The sequence below is a fragment of the Aeromonas sp. JL9 genome (assembly GCF_024436075.1).
GTDB classification, from domain to species: domain Bacteria; phylum Pseudomonadota; class Gammaproteobacteria; order Enterobacterales; family Aeromonadaceae; genus Aeromonas; species Aeromonas veronii.
Map to the genome: position 1 here is coordinate 1 of NZ_JANFNV010000048.1, position 17470 is coordinate 17470.

Annotated in this window: 14 protein-coding genes; 7 read left to right on the forward strand and 7 right to left on the reverse strand. The window is 61.2% G+C overall.

Annotated elements, in window-relative coordinates:
• Window positions 1-61 precede the first annotated feature (61 nt).
• Both NOM06_RS20095 and NOM06_RS20100 read left to right on the forward strand, forming a co-directional pair.
• The gene (locus NOM06_RS20095; protein ID WP_255912925.1) at window positions 62-2440 is read left to right on the forward strand and encodes an HD domain-containing phosphohydrolase; all 2379 of its coding nucleotides are present in this window, start codon (window positions 62-64) and stop codon (window positions 2438-2440) included.
• Between the two features lie 302 nt (window positions 2441-2742).
• Window positions 2743-3789 carry a diguanylate cyclase domain-containing protein gene (locus tag NOM06_RS20100; RefSeq protein ID WP_255912926.1) on the forward strand — a complete coding sequence of 349 codons (1047 nt, stop codon included), beginning with the start codon at window positions 2743-2745 and terminating at the stop codon, window positions 3787-3789.
• Window positions 3790-3832: 43 nt separating this feature from the next.
• On the opposite strand, the gene NOM06_RS20105 is transcribed toward NOM06_RS20100, so the two are convergent.
• Genes NOM06_RS20105 through NOM06_RS20120 form a run of 4 tightly spaced genes read right to left on the reverse strand, consistent with a single transcriptional unit; the run spans window position 3833 to window position 8963 of the window.
• A complete protein-coding gene (locus tag NOM06_RS20105) occupies window positions 3833-4969 on the reverse strand; it encodes a glycosyltransferase family 4 protein (protein WP_255912927.1) in 1137 nt (378 codons plus the stop codon).
• Between the two features lie 12 nt (window positions 4970-4981).
• Window positions 4982-6253, reverse strand: coding sequence for a glycosyltransferase family 4 protein (locus NOM06_RS20110; protein WP_255912928.1), 1272 nt, complete (start codon window positions 6251-6253; stop codon window positions 4982-4984).
• Window positions 6250-7656 carry an O-antigen ligase family protein gene (locus NOM06_RS20115; protein WP_255912929.1) on the reverse strand — a complete coding sequence of 469 codons (1407 nt, stop codon included), beginning with the start codon at window positions 7654-7656 and terminating at the stop codon, window positions 6250-6252. The genes NOM06_RS20110 and NOM06_RS20115 overlap by 4 nt, the downstream gene beginning before the upstream one ends.
• Window positions 7644-8963 (reverse strand): lipopolysaccharide biosynthesis protein, encoded by a 1320-nt coding sequence (locus tag NOM06_RS20120; protein WP_255912930.1) that lies wholly within the window; start codon window positions 8961-8963, stop codon window positions 7644-7646. Before NOM06_RS20120 ends, NOM06_RS20115 begins: the two co-directional genes overlap by 13 nt.
• Window positions 8964-9262: 299 nt before the next feature.
• Here NOM06_RS20120 and NOM06_RS20125 point away from each other — a divergent pair, with 299 nt between their 5' ends.
• Genes NOM06_RS20125 through NOM06_RS20140 form a run of 4 tightly spaced genes read left to right on the forward strand, consistent with a single transcriptional unit; the run spans window position 9263 to window position 14275 of the window.
• A complete protein-coding gene (locus NOM06_RS20125) occupies window positions 9263-10018 on the forward strand; it encodes an acyltransferase (RefSeq protein ID WP_255912931.1) in 756 nt (251 codons plus the stop codon).
• Window positions 10015-11214 (forward strand): glycosyltransferase, encoded by a 1200-nt coding sequence (locus tag NOM06_RS20130; RefSeq protein WP_255912932.1) that lies wholly within the window; start codon window positions 10015-10017, stop codon window positions 11212-11214. The genes NOM06_RS20125 and NOM06_RS20130 overlap by 4 nt, the downstream gene beginning before the upstream one ends.
• A complete protein-coding gene (locus NOM06_RS20135) occupies window positions 11211-13781 on the forward strand; it encodes a hypothetical protein (RefSeq protein WP_255912933.1) in 2571 nt (856 codons plus the stop codon). Before NOM06_RS20130 ends, NOM06_RS20135 begins: the two co-directional genes overlap by 4 nt.
• Before the next feature lie 11 nt (window positions 13782-13792).
• Window positions 13793-14275 carry a hypothetical protein gene (locus tag NOM06_RS20140; protein ID WP_255912934.1) on the forward strand — a complete coding sequence of 161 codons (483 nt, stop codon included), beginning with the start codon at window positions 13793-13795 and terminating at the stop codon, window positions 14273-14275.
• On the opposite strand, the gene NOM06_RS20145 is transcribed toward NOM06_RS20140, so the two are convergent.
• Both NOM06_RS20145 and NOM06_RS20150 read right to left on the reverse strand, forming a co-directional pair.
• On the reverse strand, window positions 14253-14699 hold the full coding sequence (locus tag NOM06_RS20145; protein WP_255912936.1) for a hypothetical protein: 447 nt from the start codon (window positions 14697-14699) through the stop codon (window positions 14253-14255). The genes NOM06_RS20140 and NOM06_RS20145 overlap by 23 nt on opposite strands.
• 90 nt (window positions 14700-14789) lie before the next feature.
• Complete coding sequence (locus NOM06_RS20150; RefSeq protein WP_255912938.1) at window positions 14790-15557, reverse strand: hypothetical protein; 768 nt, start codon at window positions 15555-15557, stop codon at window positions 14790-14792.
• 167 nt (window positions 15558-15724) lie between these two features.
• Between NOM06_RS20150 and NOM06_RS20155 the strand changes: the two genes are divergently transcribed.
• Window positions 15725-16570, forward strand: a complete 846-nt coding sequence (locus NOM06_RS20155; protein ID WP_255912940.1) for a DUF1194 domain-containing protein — start codon at window positions 15725-15727, stop codon at window positions 16568-16570.
• Window positions 16571-16655: 85 nt separating this feature from the next.
• Here NOM06_RS20155 and NOM06_RS20160 read toward each other — a convergent pair whose 3' ends face one another.
• On the reverse strand, window positions 16656-17300 hold the full coding sequence (locus NOM06_RS20160; protein ID WP_255912941.1) for a hypothetical protein: 645 nt from the start codon (window positions 17298-17300) through the stop codon (window positions 16656-16658).
• Window positions 17301-17470 lie beyond the last annotated feature (170 nt).

Consider the following 17470-nt stretch of genomic DNA (forward strand, 5'->3'; position numbering starts at 1 on the left):
TCCACCTTGCGTTACTGACGCTGGCTTGCGCCGTGATCTGCTCGCGCTTCGCTGAGAGGTTTTGTTAGCGGCTCTTATTCAGGCCAAGCAGGCCGGGCAACTGGTTCAGACACCACCCTACATCACGCTCGATACCCGGGAAGTCAACGTGAGTGTTGCCAAACCGATGCAAAACGGGGCTGGCGTCATCGGGGTAGATATGAGCCTGCGCTCCATCGAACGCCTGCTCAAGTCCGCCATGATCACCCCCAATATGCGGCTGGCTATTGTCAATGATCGGGGAGAACTGATGACCAGCCATAAGGGCGGGATGATCATTCACGGTGAGAACGGCACCTTTCGACTGGCCAAGATAGTGGAGGCCGACCTTCCGATGCTTCCACGGCTCATCGATGCCAGCCAACGCCAGAAGATCGATAAACTGACGTTTCAATCAGACGGTCGAGATTGGCAAGGTATGCATATTGAGCTGCCGGAAGCGGATGAGTCACGACAATCACTCTGGATTGCGGCACCTGTCGATGAACTGCTGGCCAAGGTCATCACCATTCGCAATCAGACCTTCCTTCTGTCGGGCATCTTCCTGATCTTTGCCCTGTTCGCGGCCATCAAGCTGGCCAGAACCGCCGCCAGGCCCCTTGATGATCTGACAGAAGAAGCAGGAAAAATCGCCCACTTCGACTTCAACGATCCGATCAGGGTCAACTCCTATATTGCTGAAATCATCGATCTCTCCCAGGCCATGGGCGACATGAAATCGACCATCCAGCGCTTTTTGCAGCTTTCCACCTCCCTCTCCAGCGAGACCAGTTTCCCCCGCTTGCTGGTGCGGCTGCTCACCGAAATGCAGCAACTGACCGGTGCAACAGGCTGCATGCTCTACCTCTCCGATAGCGGCAACAAGACGCTGGATCTGGCAGGGTTGTGCTGGAATGGCGAGGTGCAGGAGCAAACGCCGATCCACAGCATCGGAACGCTCAATCAGCCAAAACACCCACTGTTCCAGAGCTTGCAAGGAGTAGAACTGGAACCCGTTGCGTTGGTCACCAGCGAATTGCAGATCCTGTTTCCCTACATTGAGGAGAGCGACACGCCGCTGACCTTCTGGCCGATTGGCCTGAAAAACCGTGATGGCCAACTGCTCGGCACCCTGGTGTTTCTGATCGATGAACGGAAGAAGTCACTGACCCCGCAGCGGATGGCATTTGTCAACGCGCTCTCTTCCACCGCCGCCGTGGCACTCACCACCCAGCGACTGCTGGAGGAGCAGCGCAATCTGCTGGAAGCCTTTATCCAGCTCATCGCAGGGGCCATTGATGCCAAGAGCCCCTATACCGGTGGCCACTGTCAACGAGTCCCCGAACTGACCAAGATGCTGGCAGAAGCGGCATGTGAGACCAAGGAGGGCCCCTTCCAACACTTCTCGCTCGATGAAAAACAGTGGGAAGCAATACATATCGCGGCCTGGCTGCACGATTGCGGCAAAGTCACCACACCGGAGTTTGTGGTCGACAAGGCCACCAAGCTGGAAACCCTGTGCGATCGCATTCACGAGGTCAGGATGCGCTTTGAAGTGCTGAAACGGGATGCCGAGATTGCCTACTGGCAGGCACGTCTCCACGGGGGTGATGAGGCCACGTTACAGGCCACGCTGCAACAGCAGTGGCAACAGCTGGATGAGGAGTTTGCCTTTATCGCCCGTTGCAACGAAGGGGGCGAATTTATGGCCACAGAGGATATTGCAAGGCTGCAGCAGATCGCGGGCCGCACCTGGCAGCGCACGCTCTCCGATCGGATTGGCATCTCTCAGGATGAACTGACGCGCAAACAGCGGGCCGCGGAGTCACCGCTGCCGGTCACCGAACCCTTGTTGGCCGATCGCCCGGATCACCTCTTCACCCGCAGCAACCGCGACCGCCTTGCCCCTGACAACCCTTGGGGATTTCAGGTCAACACCCCCGAATACCTCTATAACCGCGGCGAGCTCTACAACCTCGCCATCCGCCGGGGCACCCTCACCGATGAGGAGCGCTACAAGATCAACGAGCACATGATCCAGACCATCATCATGCTTGAAAAACTCCCCTTCCCCGCCAACCTGAAACAGGTGCCGGAAATCGCAGGGGGACACCATGAGAAGATGGATGGCACAGGTTATCCCAAGCGGCTGAAACGGGACGAGATGAGCATCCCTGCCCGGATGATGGCCATCGCCGATATCTTCGAGGCGCTGACGGCCGGCGATCGCCCCTACAAGAAAGCCAAATCTCTTTCGGAGGCCATCCGCATCATGGGATTCATGCAACAGGATCACCATATCGACCCCGAGCTGTTTGCGCTCTTTCTCCGCTCTGGCGTCTACCTGCGCTATGCCAAGCGTTACATGAGCCCGGAGCTCATTGACGAGGTGGATATCAGCCCCTATCTCGCCAGCCATTGATCGCCGCGAGGCACTCTGGGTTACCTGATGCCTGCAGTCTGGGGATCTGCATGCAGACTCGCCGTCATGTCACCGGTGGTCAACCCGATGCGCAATAGCGATGGGGAGGATATGCACCGGACAGCCATGTTAATCCTCTCCATGGCACCTTGTTCTGACTGACCTTACGGACACTTGCCAATAGCGGTAATCGAACAAAAAAACGATAAAAATCAAGATAGATAGCCAAATGAAATGACATAATTGACTATAGTTCAATCGAACGTTTTAAAAACGTGACCACTTCACATGGGCCCAGCGCAATGACCACTGAACGGGAACCGTTGATCCGCTCACTGTTTGATGAGTACATCGAGATGTATTCATCACGGGATGATCGGCTCACAACGCGGTTTAGCGACAATTTCAGCGGTTTTGCCGGCAGCAGTGATGTTCTGGTTACCGATAGGGATGAGTGGATCCGGATAACCCGCCGCGATTTTGCCCAGATCACGGACAGAATCCACCTGGAAATACTCGATGTGAGCCTGCAAGATCTGGCCGCTGACGTGGTGGCTGTCACCGCCTTCTTCCATATCCATCTACCGAAATCAGAACCTATCCTGTCTCGGCAAACTGCCAGACTGGTGCTGATGTTTCGGCATGAAGCCATAGAGTGGAAAATTGCTCACAGCAGCATCTCCATCCCTTACGGTCTGGCTCGCGAGAACGAAATCTATCCGATGACCAATCTGGAGGAGCGCCAGCATGAGCTGGAGCTGATTATCGAGCTCAGAACCAAAGAGCTGGCCGAAGCGAACCGGAAACTGGAAGCACTCAGCAATACCGACGGGCTCACCAATATCGGCAACCGCCGTCTGTTCGACAATTCATTGCACCAGGCCTGGGAGCACTGTATTCAGACAGAGATGCCGATTGCGCTCATCATGCTCGACATCGATCATTTCAAGCAGTTCAACGATCTCTATGGCCACGTTGCCGGTGATGAATGCCTTCGATTGCTGGCCCATACCCTGGCGCAATCCGGGCGCCGCTCGGGGGAGTTGGTGGCCCGCTACGGCGGAGAGGAGTTTGTCATCCTGCTGCCACATGTCGAGCGTCAATCCGCCTATGAGATTGCCCAACATATCCAGCGGCTGATTTTTGCACTCGCGCAGCCACACGCACAAAATGCCACCGGTTTTGTAACCGTTAGCATGGGTGTCGCCTGTCTCAGACCATCGAGTCACCGGCAGCCGTCTGAACTGGTAAAACTGGCTGATGCTGCGCTCTACGCAGCCAAATCATCCGGCCGTAACTGCATCAGAGTGGCGGAGTCACCCAGCCTCCCGCAACCAGTCTGCCCATAAGTCCCTCATACGCCCCATCCTCCCCACGGGGAACCACTGCGCGCTAACCATGCACGGCAAGGCTCAACGCATCCCATCGCAACATGCCTTCCCACTGATCCAGTGTGCTTTGATAGGTATCCGCCGCGTTGTAATGGGCCATGGCATGCAGGCGGGCATGATAGCCAAGTCGCTTGACCACATCGGGCATGGCATTGAGGCTGGCCAGCACCCGCGCCAGATCGCCGGGATCGTTTGGCTGATATTTGCGGCAATTCACATCATCGGTGAGGTGTCGGTCCCACCAGGCCCCATCGGCCGGGAGCACCACGCATAATCCTGCCGCCATGGCTTCCAGAATGGAGAGACCGAACGGCTCCTGATGGCTGGTGGAGACAAAAATGCCGCATTGAGACCGGATCTCGTCAAGATTGGCGGGATTGGCATACCAGTGTGTATCTGGCAGCTGTGGCTGAGGCTGGCTGCAGGGTTGCAGCGTGCCCTTGGGCTGCAGATAGCACACCATCAGCTCGGGGCGAGCGTCAGGGATCAGTTGATGGGCGGCAAGCATGGTCTCCAGCCCTTTCCAGCGCAGCAACGAGGCCGCCCACAAAATGCGGGGCCCACCCAGGGTCGCTTTGGGCCAATCAATCTCGCTCAAACCGTTGGTAAATGGCTGCCAGTGTGACGGGAACTCGGTCTCGCCAAGCCGGGCCAGCAGCGCCGCCAGGGAGCTGCGGGTCGATTCGAGATAAAATACAAAACTCGCCCGTTGCAGGGCTCTGGCAGAGAGCCCCGAGCACCCCACAGGGCCATGGATCAACTGAACTACCCGGCACCGCAACCAGCGGGCCGCCCAGTAACAACAGAGATCCACCCCCGGCCCGGACGCCGCCACCAGGCACTTCACCTGCCCCAGACGCAACACCAGCCAGAGGATCAGCAGGGTCTGCCACCCCTGTTTGAGCAGATAGCCGATGCCGGACTCCCGCCCCTTCAATATGTGGGGCAGCCAAAGAGGATGATGCTGGCAACGGGGCCAGGAGTCGGGATCCTGAGTCAACACATGGCATGTGAGCTCGGGCATCCGCTTGGCCAACTCATCGAGCAGCACTTCGGTCGCAACCTTGGAGCCCCCGCGAAACGGGATGGGATCCACGACGATGATCTTTCCAAACACCGGCTCAGTTTGCATGCTCATCTTACTGCTCCCTTACTCTGGCACCTTGCGGCGGCCAAACCCCAGTTGCACTTTTTGCGCCACTCTTGCCATCCCACTTGCCAGCATATTGCTCCCTCTGGCAAGGAGTCGTTGCCCCGCCCAATGCATGAGTGGTCGGAAGGGTGTGGGGGCCGCGGCGTGCCAACGACCAGCCAGCGCGGCGTCCCAAACCGCCGTGACCCCGTCAACGTAGCGCGCCACCGTGAACAACTGTGCGGCACGCAGCTCAGCGGCCCGCCCCATTTCACATCGGCGCTGCGGATTGCTCAATTGCCGCCAGTGATCAGCCATCTCGGCCCAATCCCCCGGGGTTGCCAGCAAGCCGGTCACCCCCTCCTCCACCACTTCGGGGATGCCGCCCACCCGATAGGCACTGACCGGAAGCCCCAACATGCCCGCCTCCGCCAACGTCAGACCAAACACCTCCTCACGGGCTCCGGAGACCAGCAGATCCACCCCGCCCCGCAAGATAGCCGCGCTGTCCGGCCGCTCGCCGAGAAAGTGGACACGCTCGGCCACCCCGAGCTCGACAGCCAACGCCATCAATGCTTCCCGCTCCGAGCCGCTGCCAATAATCAGCAACTGAGCCTCCTCCCCCGATGCCATCAGGGCTGCCAGCGAGCGGATCAGCAGATCAATCCCCTTGCGTTTGATCAATGAGCCGACGGTTGCGATGATCATATCCCCCGGTGGCAAGCCCAGCATGCCGACGATCGGCCAGTGAGCACCGTCATTCAGGCGAGCGGCATCCACCCCGTTGGGTATCCGGATCAACCGCTCGGCCGTGCAGCCATCCTGGCGCCAACCGGCCAATACCGGCTCGCTCACCCCGATCAGCACGCTTGCCTGATGGACCCGCAGGCTGAACCTGTCTCTTGGCTGGTAACGGGCATGGAGGTGGCACACCAGCGGTACCTGCAACGCCCGACAGACCCCCGCCAGCCACTGACAAGGGGCCGCGCTGTTGGCGTGCACCAGCCCAATCTGCCGCTCGGTGATGAGCTCTCTGGCTCGCCGGGAGAGGCGCCGATGGGCTGCAAAATCAAAACGGGGCGCCTGCCATCCCAGCAGCAGGCTGAACGGCTCGACCATGGTTTCTACCCCGAGGGTGGCCGCCTCTGCCGCCAGCGTCGGGCTATTGCACCAAAGCAGGGGCGTAAACCGGCTGCGATCGAGGTGGGCCAGCAGATCCAGCAGGCAGCGTTCGCTGCCGCGGATCCAGTCCTCTCCGTAGTGAACCAGCAAAACAGGGGTTGCGTTCATCCTCTTGCTCCCTTTGGTGGCACTGCCGGCAACCGGGTTGCCTCCTGATGATCCTCAGCGGTGGCCTTTACCTCTGTGGCCGCATGCTGCACGTACTTGATAGCGGCGACGGCCAGCGCCAACTCCAGATAGATGGGCCAGGTAAACCCTTGGGTCAGGAAGGATCCCGAAATCACAAACCCCACCATGCTGGCCATCACCCCCTGCATCGCCGTGATCACTGCAGGAGGCATGCCAGCAAGCTGGCAACGCCAGCAACTGCGCAGGGTCACCGTTACCATGCCGATAAACAGCGCCAACCCGACAAAGCCGGTTTCAGCCAGCACCCCGAACCAGGTGGAGTGCACCGCATGATTGAGTCCATCCCAATGGGGGCTGTAGAAGAAGTAGTTGTAATAGAAATTGGACAGGCCCACCCCCACCAGCGGGTGGCCCAGCGCCATCCCCCAGGCCGCTTGCCAGGCGTAGATCCGCCCCATGGCCGAGGCATCGACCCCGCTCTCGGCGGCGCCGCCAGATGCCCGGTCGCTGATCCCGGCAGCGGCAAACAGCACCAGCAGCGCGACCATCCCCATCGAGATCAACAGGGTTTTCGACTTCACCCGCTGCCAGGCAAACAGGCCGCTGACCGCACACACGCCAAGCAAACCACCGCGGCTCTGGGTGGCGATAATGGCGGCGGCGGTCAGCGCAAAGCCAAGCCCCCCCAGCAAACGCCCCCCCACCCCATTACCCTGATTGAGCAGCAAGCTCAGCGAAAAGCCGGCAGGAAAGAGCAGCACCAGCGCCAGATCGTTGGGATCCCCCAGCACAGAGCCCAGCTCGCGCCCTATGGTCACCCGGGTCCCCTCCACCAGCCCGATCCCGCTCGCCTTGTTGTAGAGGGCCACCAGCGCCACCAGACAGCCCGCTACCACGAAGGTGCGCACCGCCAACGCAAAATCCCCCGGGGTACGCACCAGCCAGGCGGTGGCCAGGGTCATCAGATAGATCTTGCTGTAGCTGCCGGTCCAGGTGGCGATCGCCTCGCCCCGGTTGCTGGCAAACAGCACACCGATGGAGACCATCACAAAGAAGGCCGTCAGCCAGCTCAGGGCTGGACTCCAGTAGGGCTTGATCCGACCGGTCAGCAAAATGTGCCAGACCAGTGCGCCGATGGCGGCCAGCGAGAAGAGCAGCGGGATCTTGAGGGGATAGAGCTGGGGGAACACCTCATGCAGCCGAAAAAAGGAGAAAGTGACAAACCCCAGCACCATCAAGAAGGGCCAGCGCAGGGCAAACCAGATGGCGGGAATGGCAAGGCCAAGCACCGGCAGCAGCAAAGGATGGGGCAGCCGCCACCAGAGCAGGGCCAGCACCAGACAGATGGTGCTTGCCCAGATGGCTGGCGTTAGACGAGCCATGATCCTGCCCACCATTGGCCGAGCCAGACCATCGCCAGCGCCCCGAGGGAGCTGGCCCAGAGGGTCGAGAGGCGATACGGCAGCGGCAGCAACCGCTGGCTAACCAGATAAAAGGCGAGCGCCCGCACCAGATAGACCAAAAGCAGAGTCCAGATCACCCCGGCAACCCCGAAGGGGGGGATGGCGAGCAGAAAGCCTGCGACCCCAAGGGCGCTGCAGCCCAGATTGATCACCATCTGGGCATTGCTCTTCTCGCCGCTAAAGCAGCCGACATTGAGCAAGTCCGAAACATTGCGCACCGCCATCCCCAGCACCAGCAGCGGAATGTAGGCGATCGCCCCGTGATAGCTCTCCGGGGTCAGCCAGCGAATAAGCAAGGGGGCAGTGAGCCCGACAATCCCCGCGGTGACAAACCCCAGCACCGACCCCATCACGCTGTAGTGGGCATTGAGTCGCAGTCCATCCGGCTCGCGCAGCAGCATGAAACGGCGGGGATACCACCAGAGGGCAAAGGGTTGCAGCAACAGCCCCACCGCCAGCGCCAGCTTGCCCGCCACCGCGTAGTAGGCAAGCAGCGCCTCCCCCACCACATCGGCCAGCAACCAGCGATCCAGTCCGCTCAGGGCAAAGCCTGCCAGCCCGCTCACCACCAGGGGCAATCCATAGCGCAGCAGCGGCCGATAGTGCTCCCAGTCAAAGCGGATCCCGCTATCTCGCCATTGCCAGAGACTGAGCAGCAGCGCCAGTGCAACGCAGGTCAGGGTGCCGGAGGCCAGCACCCCGCTCACGCCCCAACCGAGCCAGAGCCACCAGCCGGTCAGCACCGACTGGATCACCGCCTTGCCTGCGGTCGCCACGAAAAAGAGCCGCGCCTGATTGCGCATGCGCAGCCATGCCAGCGGCACGCCGATCACCCCTTCAAACGGCAGGGCGCAGAGCACCCAGCGCACATCCGCAAGGCGGGTTTCAACCGGCAGCCAGGCTTGCACCAAAGGCGCCAGCAGCCAGAGCAGCACCAGACTGGCCAGGGCGATCAGCCAGACCAGCCCAAACATGCGGGCCACCACCTGCTGACGCTCCTGCTCATCTTTCGCCAATCCGGCAAAGCGGTAGAGGGCATCCACCAGCCCGAAGCCCAAAATAAGGGAACCCAGATTGATGAGGGTCAGCAGCACCTCCAGCTGGCCGTATTCACGAGGCAGCAGCTGATGGGTCAACACCGGCAGCATCAGCAGGGAGATCCCCTTCATCAGGAGCAAGCCGCCGGCGTAATAGAGCATGGCAATCTGGTTCACACCAAGTTTCATAGGGCCTCCCAGCCACCCGAAGCATCCCGCTTCGGGTCAGCTACCGCTAATGCAAAGCCCACGCCACTCACACCTGCCCTGAAGCGATAGCCCCTCTGTGCGGCTTAACCGGCCTGAACAGGCCCAGAATGAGACTGGCATTTGCGTTTTGCACAACGCGGGCTGCAAATTGCACCGACCAGCGCAATCTGCCCCTCCTCTTAGCCCCATTTGGCCCGATCACACTGGGGTCGTCCTGTTGGCCCGATCCCTGCTTTCTGCTTAGCGAGCAACGGACTGCACCAGAGGGAGAGGTCGCCATGAACACCATCAACCTGCACCGGATGAAAAGCTGGGCCAAACAGGGGGAAACGCCACTGGCCCGCCGGGTATGGCAACTGGCCAAAAGTGCCCGCCACTGGTCATTCCCCGTGATCCCTCCCCTGCATCGGCTGCTTTATCGGCTCTATCTGCTGGGCAGCAACGCGCTGGCAACCCTGACCCGCACCCTTTGGTGGACCCCCTTGTTTCAATCTCGCCTGACGGCCCCCGCCCCGCGCCTCTATCTCTATGGTGGCATCCCCTATATCAGCGGTCCGGTCACCATCGAAATCGGTGCCGACTGCCGCCTCAGCGCCGCCATGACCATCAGCGGCCGGGCATCGAGCCAGACACCAAAGCTGGTCATTGGCCGCAATGTCGGCATTGGCTGGCAGACCACCCTGGCGGTGGGCAGCAAGATAGTGCTGGGGGATAACGTCAGAATTGCTGGCCGTGCCTTTCTGGCGGGCTACCCGGGGCACCCGGTCAACGCCCGCGATCGCGCCCGGGGCCTGCCGGATCGCGATGAACAGGTGGGGGCCATTGTGCTGGAGCAGGATGTCTGGCTTGGCACCGGGGTGATGGTGATGGCCGGTGTCACCATAGGCGCCGGCACCATTGTCGCCGCAGGCAGCGTCGTCACTCGGGATCTGCCCGCAGGTGTGCTGGCAGCGGGTGTACCGGCCACAGTACTGCGCACCTTGCAACCACAGGATCATAGCGACCCCGCACACGCCTCGGAGACCTTTGCATGAAACCACACTCACTGCCGCAACTGGTGGTGCTGGGCGAGGATTGGGGCCAGCACCCCTCCAGCACCCAGCACCTGATCAAGCGTCTGTTGCCCGATTATCAAGTGCTCTGGGTCAACTCCATCGGCATGCGCTGTCCCCGCTTTACCCTTCATGATCTCACCCGCATCGTCCGCAAACTGGGGGCCGTGCTGCGCGGCGCGCGCCATGCTGGCGGCCAGTCGGTTGCGCCAGCCGACGCCAGCAGCCCCCGGGTACTGCCGCCGCTCGCCTTGCCACTGCCCGGCAGTCGGCTGGCAGGCAAGATCAATGGCCACTGGCTGGCGGCGCAGATCAGGCGCCAGTTGCCCGAGCTGGATCGCCCCTTGCTCTGGATCTCCCTGCCCAGCGCCGTCGATCTGATTGGCAAGCTCGAAGAGCGGGCGGTGATCTACTACTGCGGCGATGACTTCTCGGCGCTGGCGGGGGTGGATCATCAGGCCATCGCCCACTGCGAGGCCCGACTGGTGGAAAAAGCGGATCTCATTCTGGCCGCCAGCCCCGCGCTGGCCAGCCGCTTTCCCCCCCATAAAACCCGGCTCCTCAGCCACGGGGTGGATCTCGAGCTGTTTATGCCCCCCAGAGAGCGTCCGGCGGATCTCCCCTCCGGCCGTCCGATTGCCGGATTTTACGGCAGCCTGAGCGACTGGATTGATATTCCCCTTCTGGCAGAGACGGCCGCCGCCCTGCCCCACTGGGATCTGGTGCTGATTGGCCCGGTCCAGACCGATATCTCCCCCCTCAAGGGGCTCCCCAATATCCATCTGCTGGGGCCCCGTCCCCACCACACCCTGGCGGCCTATGCCCAGCACTGGCAGGTGAGCCTGCTGCCCTTTGTCGACAACGCCCAGATCCGTGCCTGCAATCCGTTGAAATTGCGTGAATATCTGGCCGCAGGGCGACCCATCGTCAGCACCGATTTTCCGGCGCTCGATGGCTATCGGGATCAGATCCAGCTCCCCCGCAGTGGGGAGAGCCTGGCCGAGGCCATCAATCGGGCCGCCTTTGATCAACCCAATCCGGGCTGGTTGCAGGAGAGTGGCTGGGAGGGGCTGACCCGCAGCGAAGGGCGCCACACTCGCCAACAGCAGGTGGCCCTGCAAAGCTGGGATCACAAGGCTGCCGAGCTGAACAACTGGTTGAAGGGGCTGCCCGGATGAGCAGAGGGCTCTGGCTGGTTATCCTGCTCTGCGCCAATGCAGCAATGGCCGCCACCCGGCTGGAGGGGCAGACCCCACTGCCCCTGACGGGCAACCAGACACCCCAGCGGCTCGATCTGCGCACCCACAACTGGCCAATAGGCAGCGATGATGAACTGGTGATCGAGGGCCATAACCCCAGCGCCCGCCCGCAGACCCTGATCCTGCGTATCGACGATGAGGCCTCGGTCAACTACCGCAGCCGGGTCAATCTGGAGCGGATTGTCGCACCCGGCCCCTTCACCCAGCGCTTTGCCTTGAGCGAGTGGCGCACCAGCCAGTCCAGAGCGCTGGCGTTGGACAAACTCACCAAGCTCTATCTCTTTATGGCCGATAACGCCCCCTCAATGACCATTCACCGCTGGTACTGGGAGCCCGGTCTGACTCTGCCTGAGGGCACCATTGCGCTGGATCTGGGGGCGGCGGCTGCGCCCCGCTTTACCGGCTTTGAGCCCCTGAGCCCGGGGGATCCCCGGCTGATTGGCCATCCCACCCCCATCTTGCGCCCCTCCGGTGATGCCCTTGTGCGCGATGGACTGCGCAATCTGGATGGCGTACGGTTGGAGGTCGCCAAGGGGCGCTACCAGCTCACCCTCTGGCTGGATGACCCAGGTGAATGGGAGTATCTGCCCCACCCCTTCGAGCGCAGCGTGCTGGTCAATGGCGAGCCCATCTGGGCCGAGCAGTGGCAACCGCAGGAGTGGCTAACGCAGCGCTATCTGGCGGGGCAGTCCCGCGAGGCACTGCCAAATCCGGATCCCTGGCAGCTATTCGGGGCACGACAAGGCGGCCCCGTTCATGTCACTCTGAACCACCGCGGCGGCCCGCTCACTATCACACTGGTGGGCCACTCACCGGATGCCAAATACCTGGCGGGGCTGCTGCTTGCCCCCTATCCGGCCAGCACCGACGAGGTCGCCCCATCGAATGGTGATAAAGGCCATGTTATGCATGCCGAGGCTAATACACAGAGGCTGGCCGACGCTACCGCAAGCGTGCTGACCAAGCAGCGCCAGCTGTTTTTGGAAAAGTGGACCCTGGCCCCCTATTCCCCAATCCCAGCCCCAGTCCCAGCTTCGCAGCAACTGAGCCTCACGCCGATTACGGATGCCGCCCCAACCCTGCAGATCGCCCCGCTATCTGCGACCGATGCGTTGCAGCAGGCTTCACAACCGGTGCTGGCCGCCCGTGGCAGCCAGCTGCTGCTGGAATTTGCCATCCACACCGCCACCGACGATCCGGCCCCCTTGCTGGTGATCCAGCCCCCCGAACAGGCAGGATCGCCGCTGGCGCTGACCCCCTATTACGGCAAGTGGCATCTGGTTCGCCCGCAGGCGAGCGGCACCCTGCTGGCGCCCTCGGATCAGGAGCTGGTCGAGGGGATCGCCGGGCTCACCCTGCTGGCAGGGGTGCCACGGCGTCTGGTGCTGCAAATGACCGTCCCCAGAGACGCCCCGGCGGGACGCTATCTAGGCAATATTCAGCTGCTCAGCCAACAGCAACTGGTGCAATTGCCGCTGACTATCGAGGTGCTGCCGCTGACCCTGCCCGCGGCCAGCAAGCCGGTCGGCATCTATGTCGAAGCGCCCCCCTATCTGAATTGGCTGAGCCCCAACCCCGAGGCGCTGCAACAGCAGATCGCCACAGCCAGTCGCTGCGATCTGGAGCGGCTCGCCAAGCTCGGGATCAGCGGCCTCTCGCCCGCCCTGCCACAAGATGAAGCGGGGATGCGGGAGATCATGGGAGAGGCGGCCGGGCTCGGGTTTGTGCCGCCGCTGCTGGCCTATACCCCGCTCAAACGCTGGGGGGGCGACCCTGCCAGCCAGCTGGAGCAGTGGCAGACGCGGCAACAGGCGCTGACCGCCAGCGGCTTGCCACCGCTGGCATGGAGCCTGTTTGATGAGCCCGATCTCGCCACCCTGCCCGCCATCACCACCCTGGCGCGGGAGATGAAACGGCGGGATCCGGAGGTGATCCGCGCGGGCCACTTCAATCATCCGGGTCAGGTTGGTCTGCTGGCAGAGGTGGAGATTGCCCTGATCAACGCAGGTTTTGGCGCCGACAAGACCGATGTGGCGCGAGTGCGCCAGCACAAGGTCACCCCCTGGTTTTACAATCTGGGCACCCCGAGAGCCGCCGGGTTCTATCTGTGGCAAAGCGGCGCCGAAGGCTATTTGCAGTGGCATGGCCGCATGCCCACCGCCCTGCCCTACGACCCCACCGATGGGCGGGAGAGCGACTTTATGCTGCTGGGCCCGCAAGCCTGCGAGGCGCACCGCCTCTCCCACGATCTGTTGCTGCTGCAGCAAGCCATCGAGGATCTGCGCTGGCTCGCCTGGCTGGAGCAGGAGGCCCGCTATCAGGTGGAGGCCGCCCTGCTGCTGGAGCGCCTGCACGAACAGCTGCCGACCCGCTGGCAGGTGGCAGAGCAACTGCCCTCTGCCGCCTGGATCCAGTGGCGCCGCGAGATTGAACAACTGGCCAAGCGATTGAAAACATTGCAAACTGGTGCCAACTCATCCTCCTGAAGTGACTGCGTATGGCCAACCAGACTCCCCGATCCACAGCCAAAGACAGCGCCCTGTGCCGCCTGTTGCCCCTGATGCTGCCGCTGCTGCTCCTCACCGGTTGCGCCCGTCAGGAGCCGGTCAATGAGACCCTGCCGATCCTCAACCAGTTGCGGGAACAGCAACTGGCCGAACAGCCCCAGCTGCAACTGCAACTGCAGTACCAGAACGCGGAGACGCAACTTGCGGCGGATCAGGAGCAGCAGCTGCATCAGTTTTTAGGCCGCAAGGATCCCGCCCGGATTGCGCTGGTAAGCGGCCCCGGGCTGCAAACTGACATGCTGGAGAGTGCGCGGATGGCGAGCGTGCGACTGACCGCCCTCACCCGTTTGCTGGGCTCTCGCGCCATTGAGCTGGAGCCACGCTATGACCCCATGCTGGCCCCTAATACCTTGCTGATCCGCATTCTGCCAAACGGTGAACCGGGGTCGGTCACCCCAGCGGCGGCGCAATAAGGTCAATGCAAGAAGTCGGCAAAGCCACCCGATAGAGGGGATAAGGGGCCAGCCCCCACAATTTGCGCCAACCCTGGGTCAGACGGTAAGAGAGCAGCGGCGGGCTCTGGTGCAACTCGCCTAAAAACATCACCCCCTGACTCATCCCTTCACTCGCCAGCGTCACTGACATCGCCTCGCTATCCGGTGCCACCAGCATGGCCTGCAGCAGGCCGTCACAGCTGGGATGGGCCAGCTGATAGCTGACATAGGTGCCGCCCAATACTGGCGTAGCCACCCGCAAGCGCCAGCCCATCTGGAGCAGCTCCAGCAGCATGGGCTTGGCTCCCTCGTTAACTGCCCGGTTCTGATAACGCCAGCCCATGGCGGCAGCACTGAGCAGTGCCACCAGCAACAGCAGCAGATATCCCCTAGATAGGCCCATCACGGCGCCCCCTTAGAAACAGGATGGTCATCACCAGCAGCATCATATTGACCACCCGGCTCTGATAACGCCACCAACCGCAGATATCCCTTAGACAGACCCATCACGGCGCCCCCGGATAAAGAGGATGGTAATCACCAGCAACATGATGGCCCACTGGTAGAGCTGGGCCAGCGAGCCGGTATGCAGCCAGCCATACCAGCGCAGATCCAGGCTCATCAGCACCAACCGCAGCTGATTGGCCCCGATATAGAGCAGGCAGACCAGCAGCAACATGGGCCACTGCCGGTAGAGGGGGCGCTCCGGCGCCAGCCAGCAGCAGGAGACCAGCCAGGAGAGCACCACCAGATAGAGTTGAGAAAACGAGGAGCACCCCTTGAGCACGATCAGGGCATGACCCCCCAACCGCTCGATGCGATTGCCATCAAGGCGAGTCTCCCAGCCCAGCAGCTGCAACCACTGGCCTACCCCCCAGGCATCGAGGGCCAGCACAGGGCCGGAGAGCAGGGCAAACACCTGCTGCCCCCACAACACCGCCACGGTAAAGGCGAGCACAATCTGCAACACCGCCCGCTCATCGCCACTCTGATGACGGCGCCATAGCGAGGCCACCAACAGCAGACAGGCCAGCGCCTTGCAGCTGGCGCTGGGGATCAGGATCAGCAGGATAAAGAGGGCGAGCGCCAGTGGATGCGGGCGCCAGCTCGGTGCAACCCGCGATGCAATTTGCCACCAGATAGCAATCAGCAACACCACCAGCAGGTTGAAGTGACCCATATTGAGCCACACCATGCCCCACTGATTGGCCAAACCAAGTAGCAGCCAGTTGGGTGCCCACTGCCAGGGACGGATCTCCATCGCAACTCCTGCCGGTTATCAGCGCTTTTGACCGCTGTCGCAAGTTCTCGCAAGTTCCATGCCTGCCCGATCTCACCCGGACCAATCCAAGTCAGAGGATGCAACAAAGCTGGCACGCTTTATTCATTCCCCCTGCTGGCACTAGCGCCAAGGAGAAGGAGTGGGCAATGAAACTCAAACCGTTGGCAGGGCTGCTGGGGATGTGGTTGGTAACCTCCCCCGCATACGCCTTGACCGAAGTCGATACCGAACTGCAACTGCTGATGGATGTGTCGGGCAGCGTCAGTTCATCGGAATTCAATCTGCAATTACAGGGGTATGTGGACGCCTTTTACAGTCAGGATGTACAAAGCGCCATCCTCGACACCAGTGGCGGCAAACTCGGCTCCATCGCCGTACAGATGATCATGTGGAGCAGCAGCAACCAGCAAAGTCTGATGACCGACTGGTTCCACCTCTACGACATGACCTCCATCAACAACTTCGCCGCCACTCTGGATGCCCTGGTACGCCCCTATGCGGGGATGACGGCCCCCGGTTCGGCCATGGCCTTTGGTGCCCAGCAGTTTGATACCAACAACTTCACCGCCGCCCGCCAGGTGATGGATGTGTCGGGTGACGGTATCCAGAACAACGGGCTGGATACCTCTACCGTGCGGGATCAACTGCTCGCCTCCGGCATTGATACCATCAACGGCATCACCATAGGTCAGGACTATGCCGATGGGGTGCTGCAAGAGTGGTATGTGGAGAACGTGGCGGGAGGTCAGGATGCATTTGTGATCAATGCCACCACCTTCGCCGACTTTGGCAATGCGCTGGAGCTCAAACTGGCAGCCGAAATTGAGGGGGGCATTATTCCGGAAGGGGCACTGGCCGCCCCCATCGAGGAGATCCCACTGGCCGCCCAGCTGCTGCTCGGTATGCCGCTACTGCTGGCCTGGCGCTATCAACGCCGTAACCAAGGACACCTGCAGCCCGCCAACGGGCAACTAGCACCCGCCATCGGCTAGTTAATCACCCCGTGTGTCGCGATTAGGGAGCCATGGCTACCTGATTTTTTTGGGGCGACGATGACCTGAATACAGCACGAAAAGGCTAGTCGCCCTGACGAAATTCGCCCGATTGACCAATATGCCAGGTCTGACCATATGGATGATGCGCCGTTTGTTCTTCTGAGGGCAACAACGATAACGCCTCAAGAGTGGATGCGATAAGTTCACTCTTGCCAAGAGCCTGGCGTAGAGAGAGCGCCTCTGACAGCACGGCGCGAGCGTTATCATAGGCGCCGGTCTGTACGAGAGCCTTGCCAAGATGATGCAGTGCGAAATGCCGCATAACGGATGTTGGTTGCAACCGACAAACTACTTGGGTGGCCAAGCTGACAGCTTCATCTGCACGATCGAGCCGCTGCAAAACCTGCACCAGGCGTAGTTCTGAGCTAACGCGAGCAACATCGTCCTCTGAAACCATCTGCGCGGATATCACCTCTCGGAGAATGGCTTCGGCCTGCGCGGCTCGTCCCACACATAGCAACATAAAGGCGGCAGCGCTCCGAGCTCTTGAAGCAGCTCGTGACAATGCAGCACAGGGATGTAGGTCGAGGGACTGATTGGCAGCAGCCTGCATGGCTATTGGGTCTACCGCTTCGGGGAGCAGATAGGGAGCGCACAAGCGGTATTCCGTACCGGTGCCTGCGATGCAAAACGTGTAGCCATCAGTGAGCGCTATGGGTTGATTCATCGATCCTCACGTTTGAAATAAGCAGCCTTGCAGCATTCGATACTTTCCGGAAGAAAGGGCTGTAGGTTCGATTAAATAGTCTTTAAAAACTTATGTGTATGGAGATGGTATTCACCTGACAGTTGCCCACAAAAGGGAGTGGTCATACGGCTTCAAACCGGATAACAAAA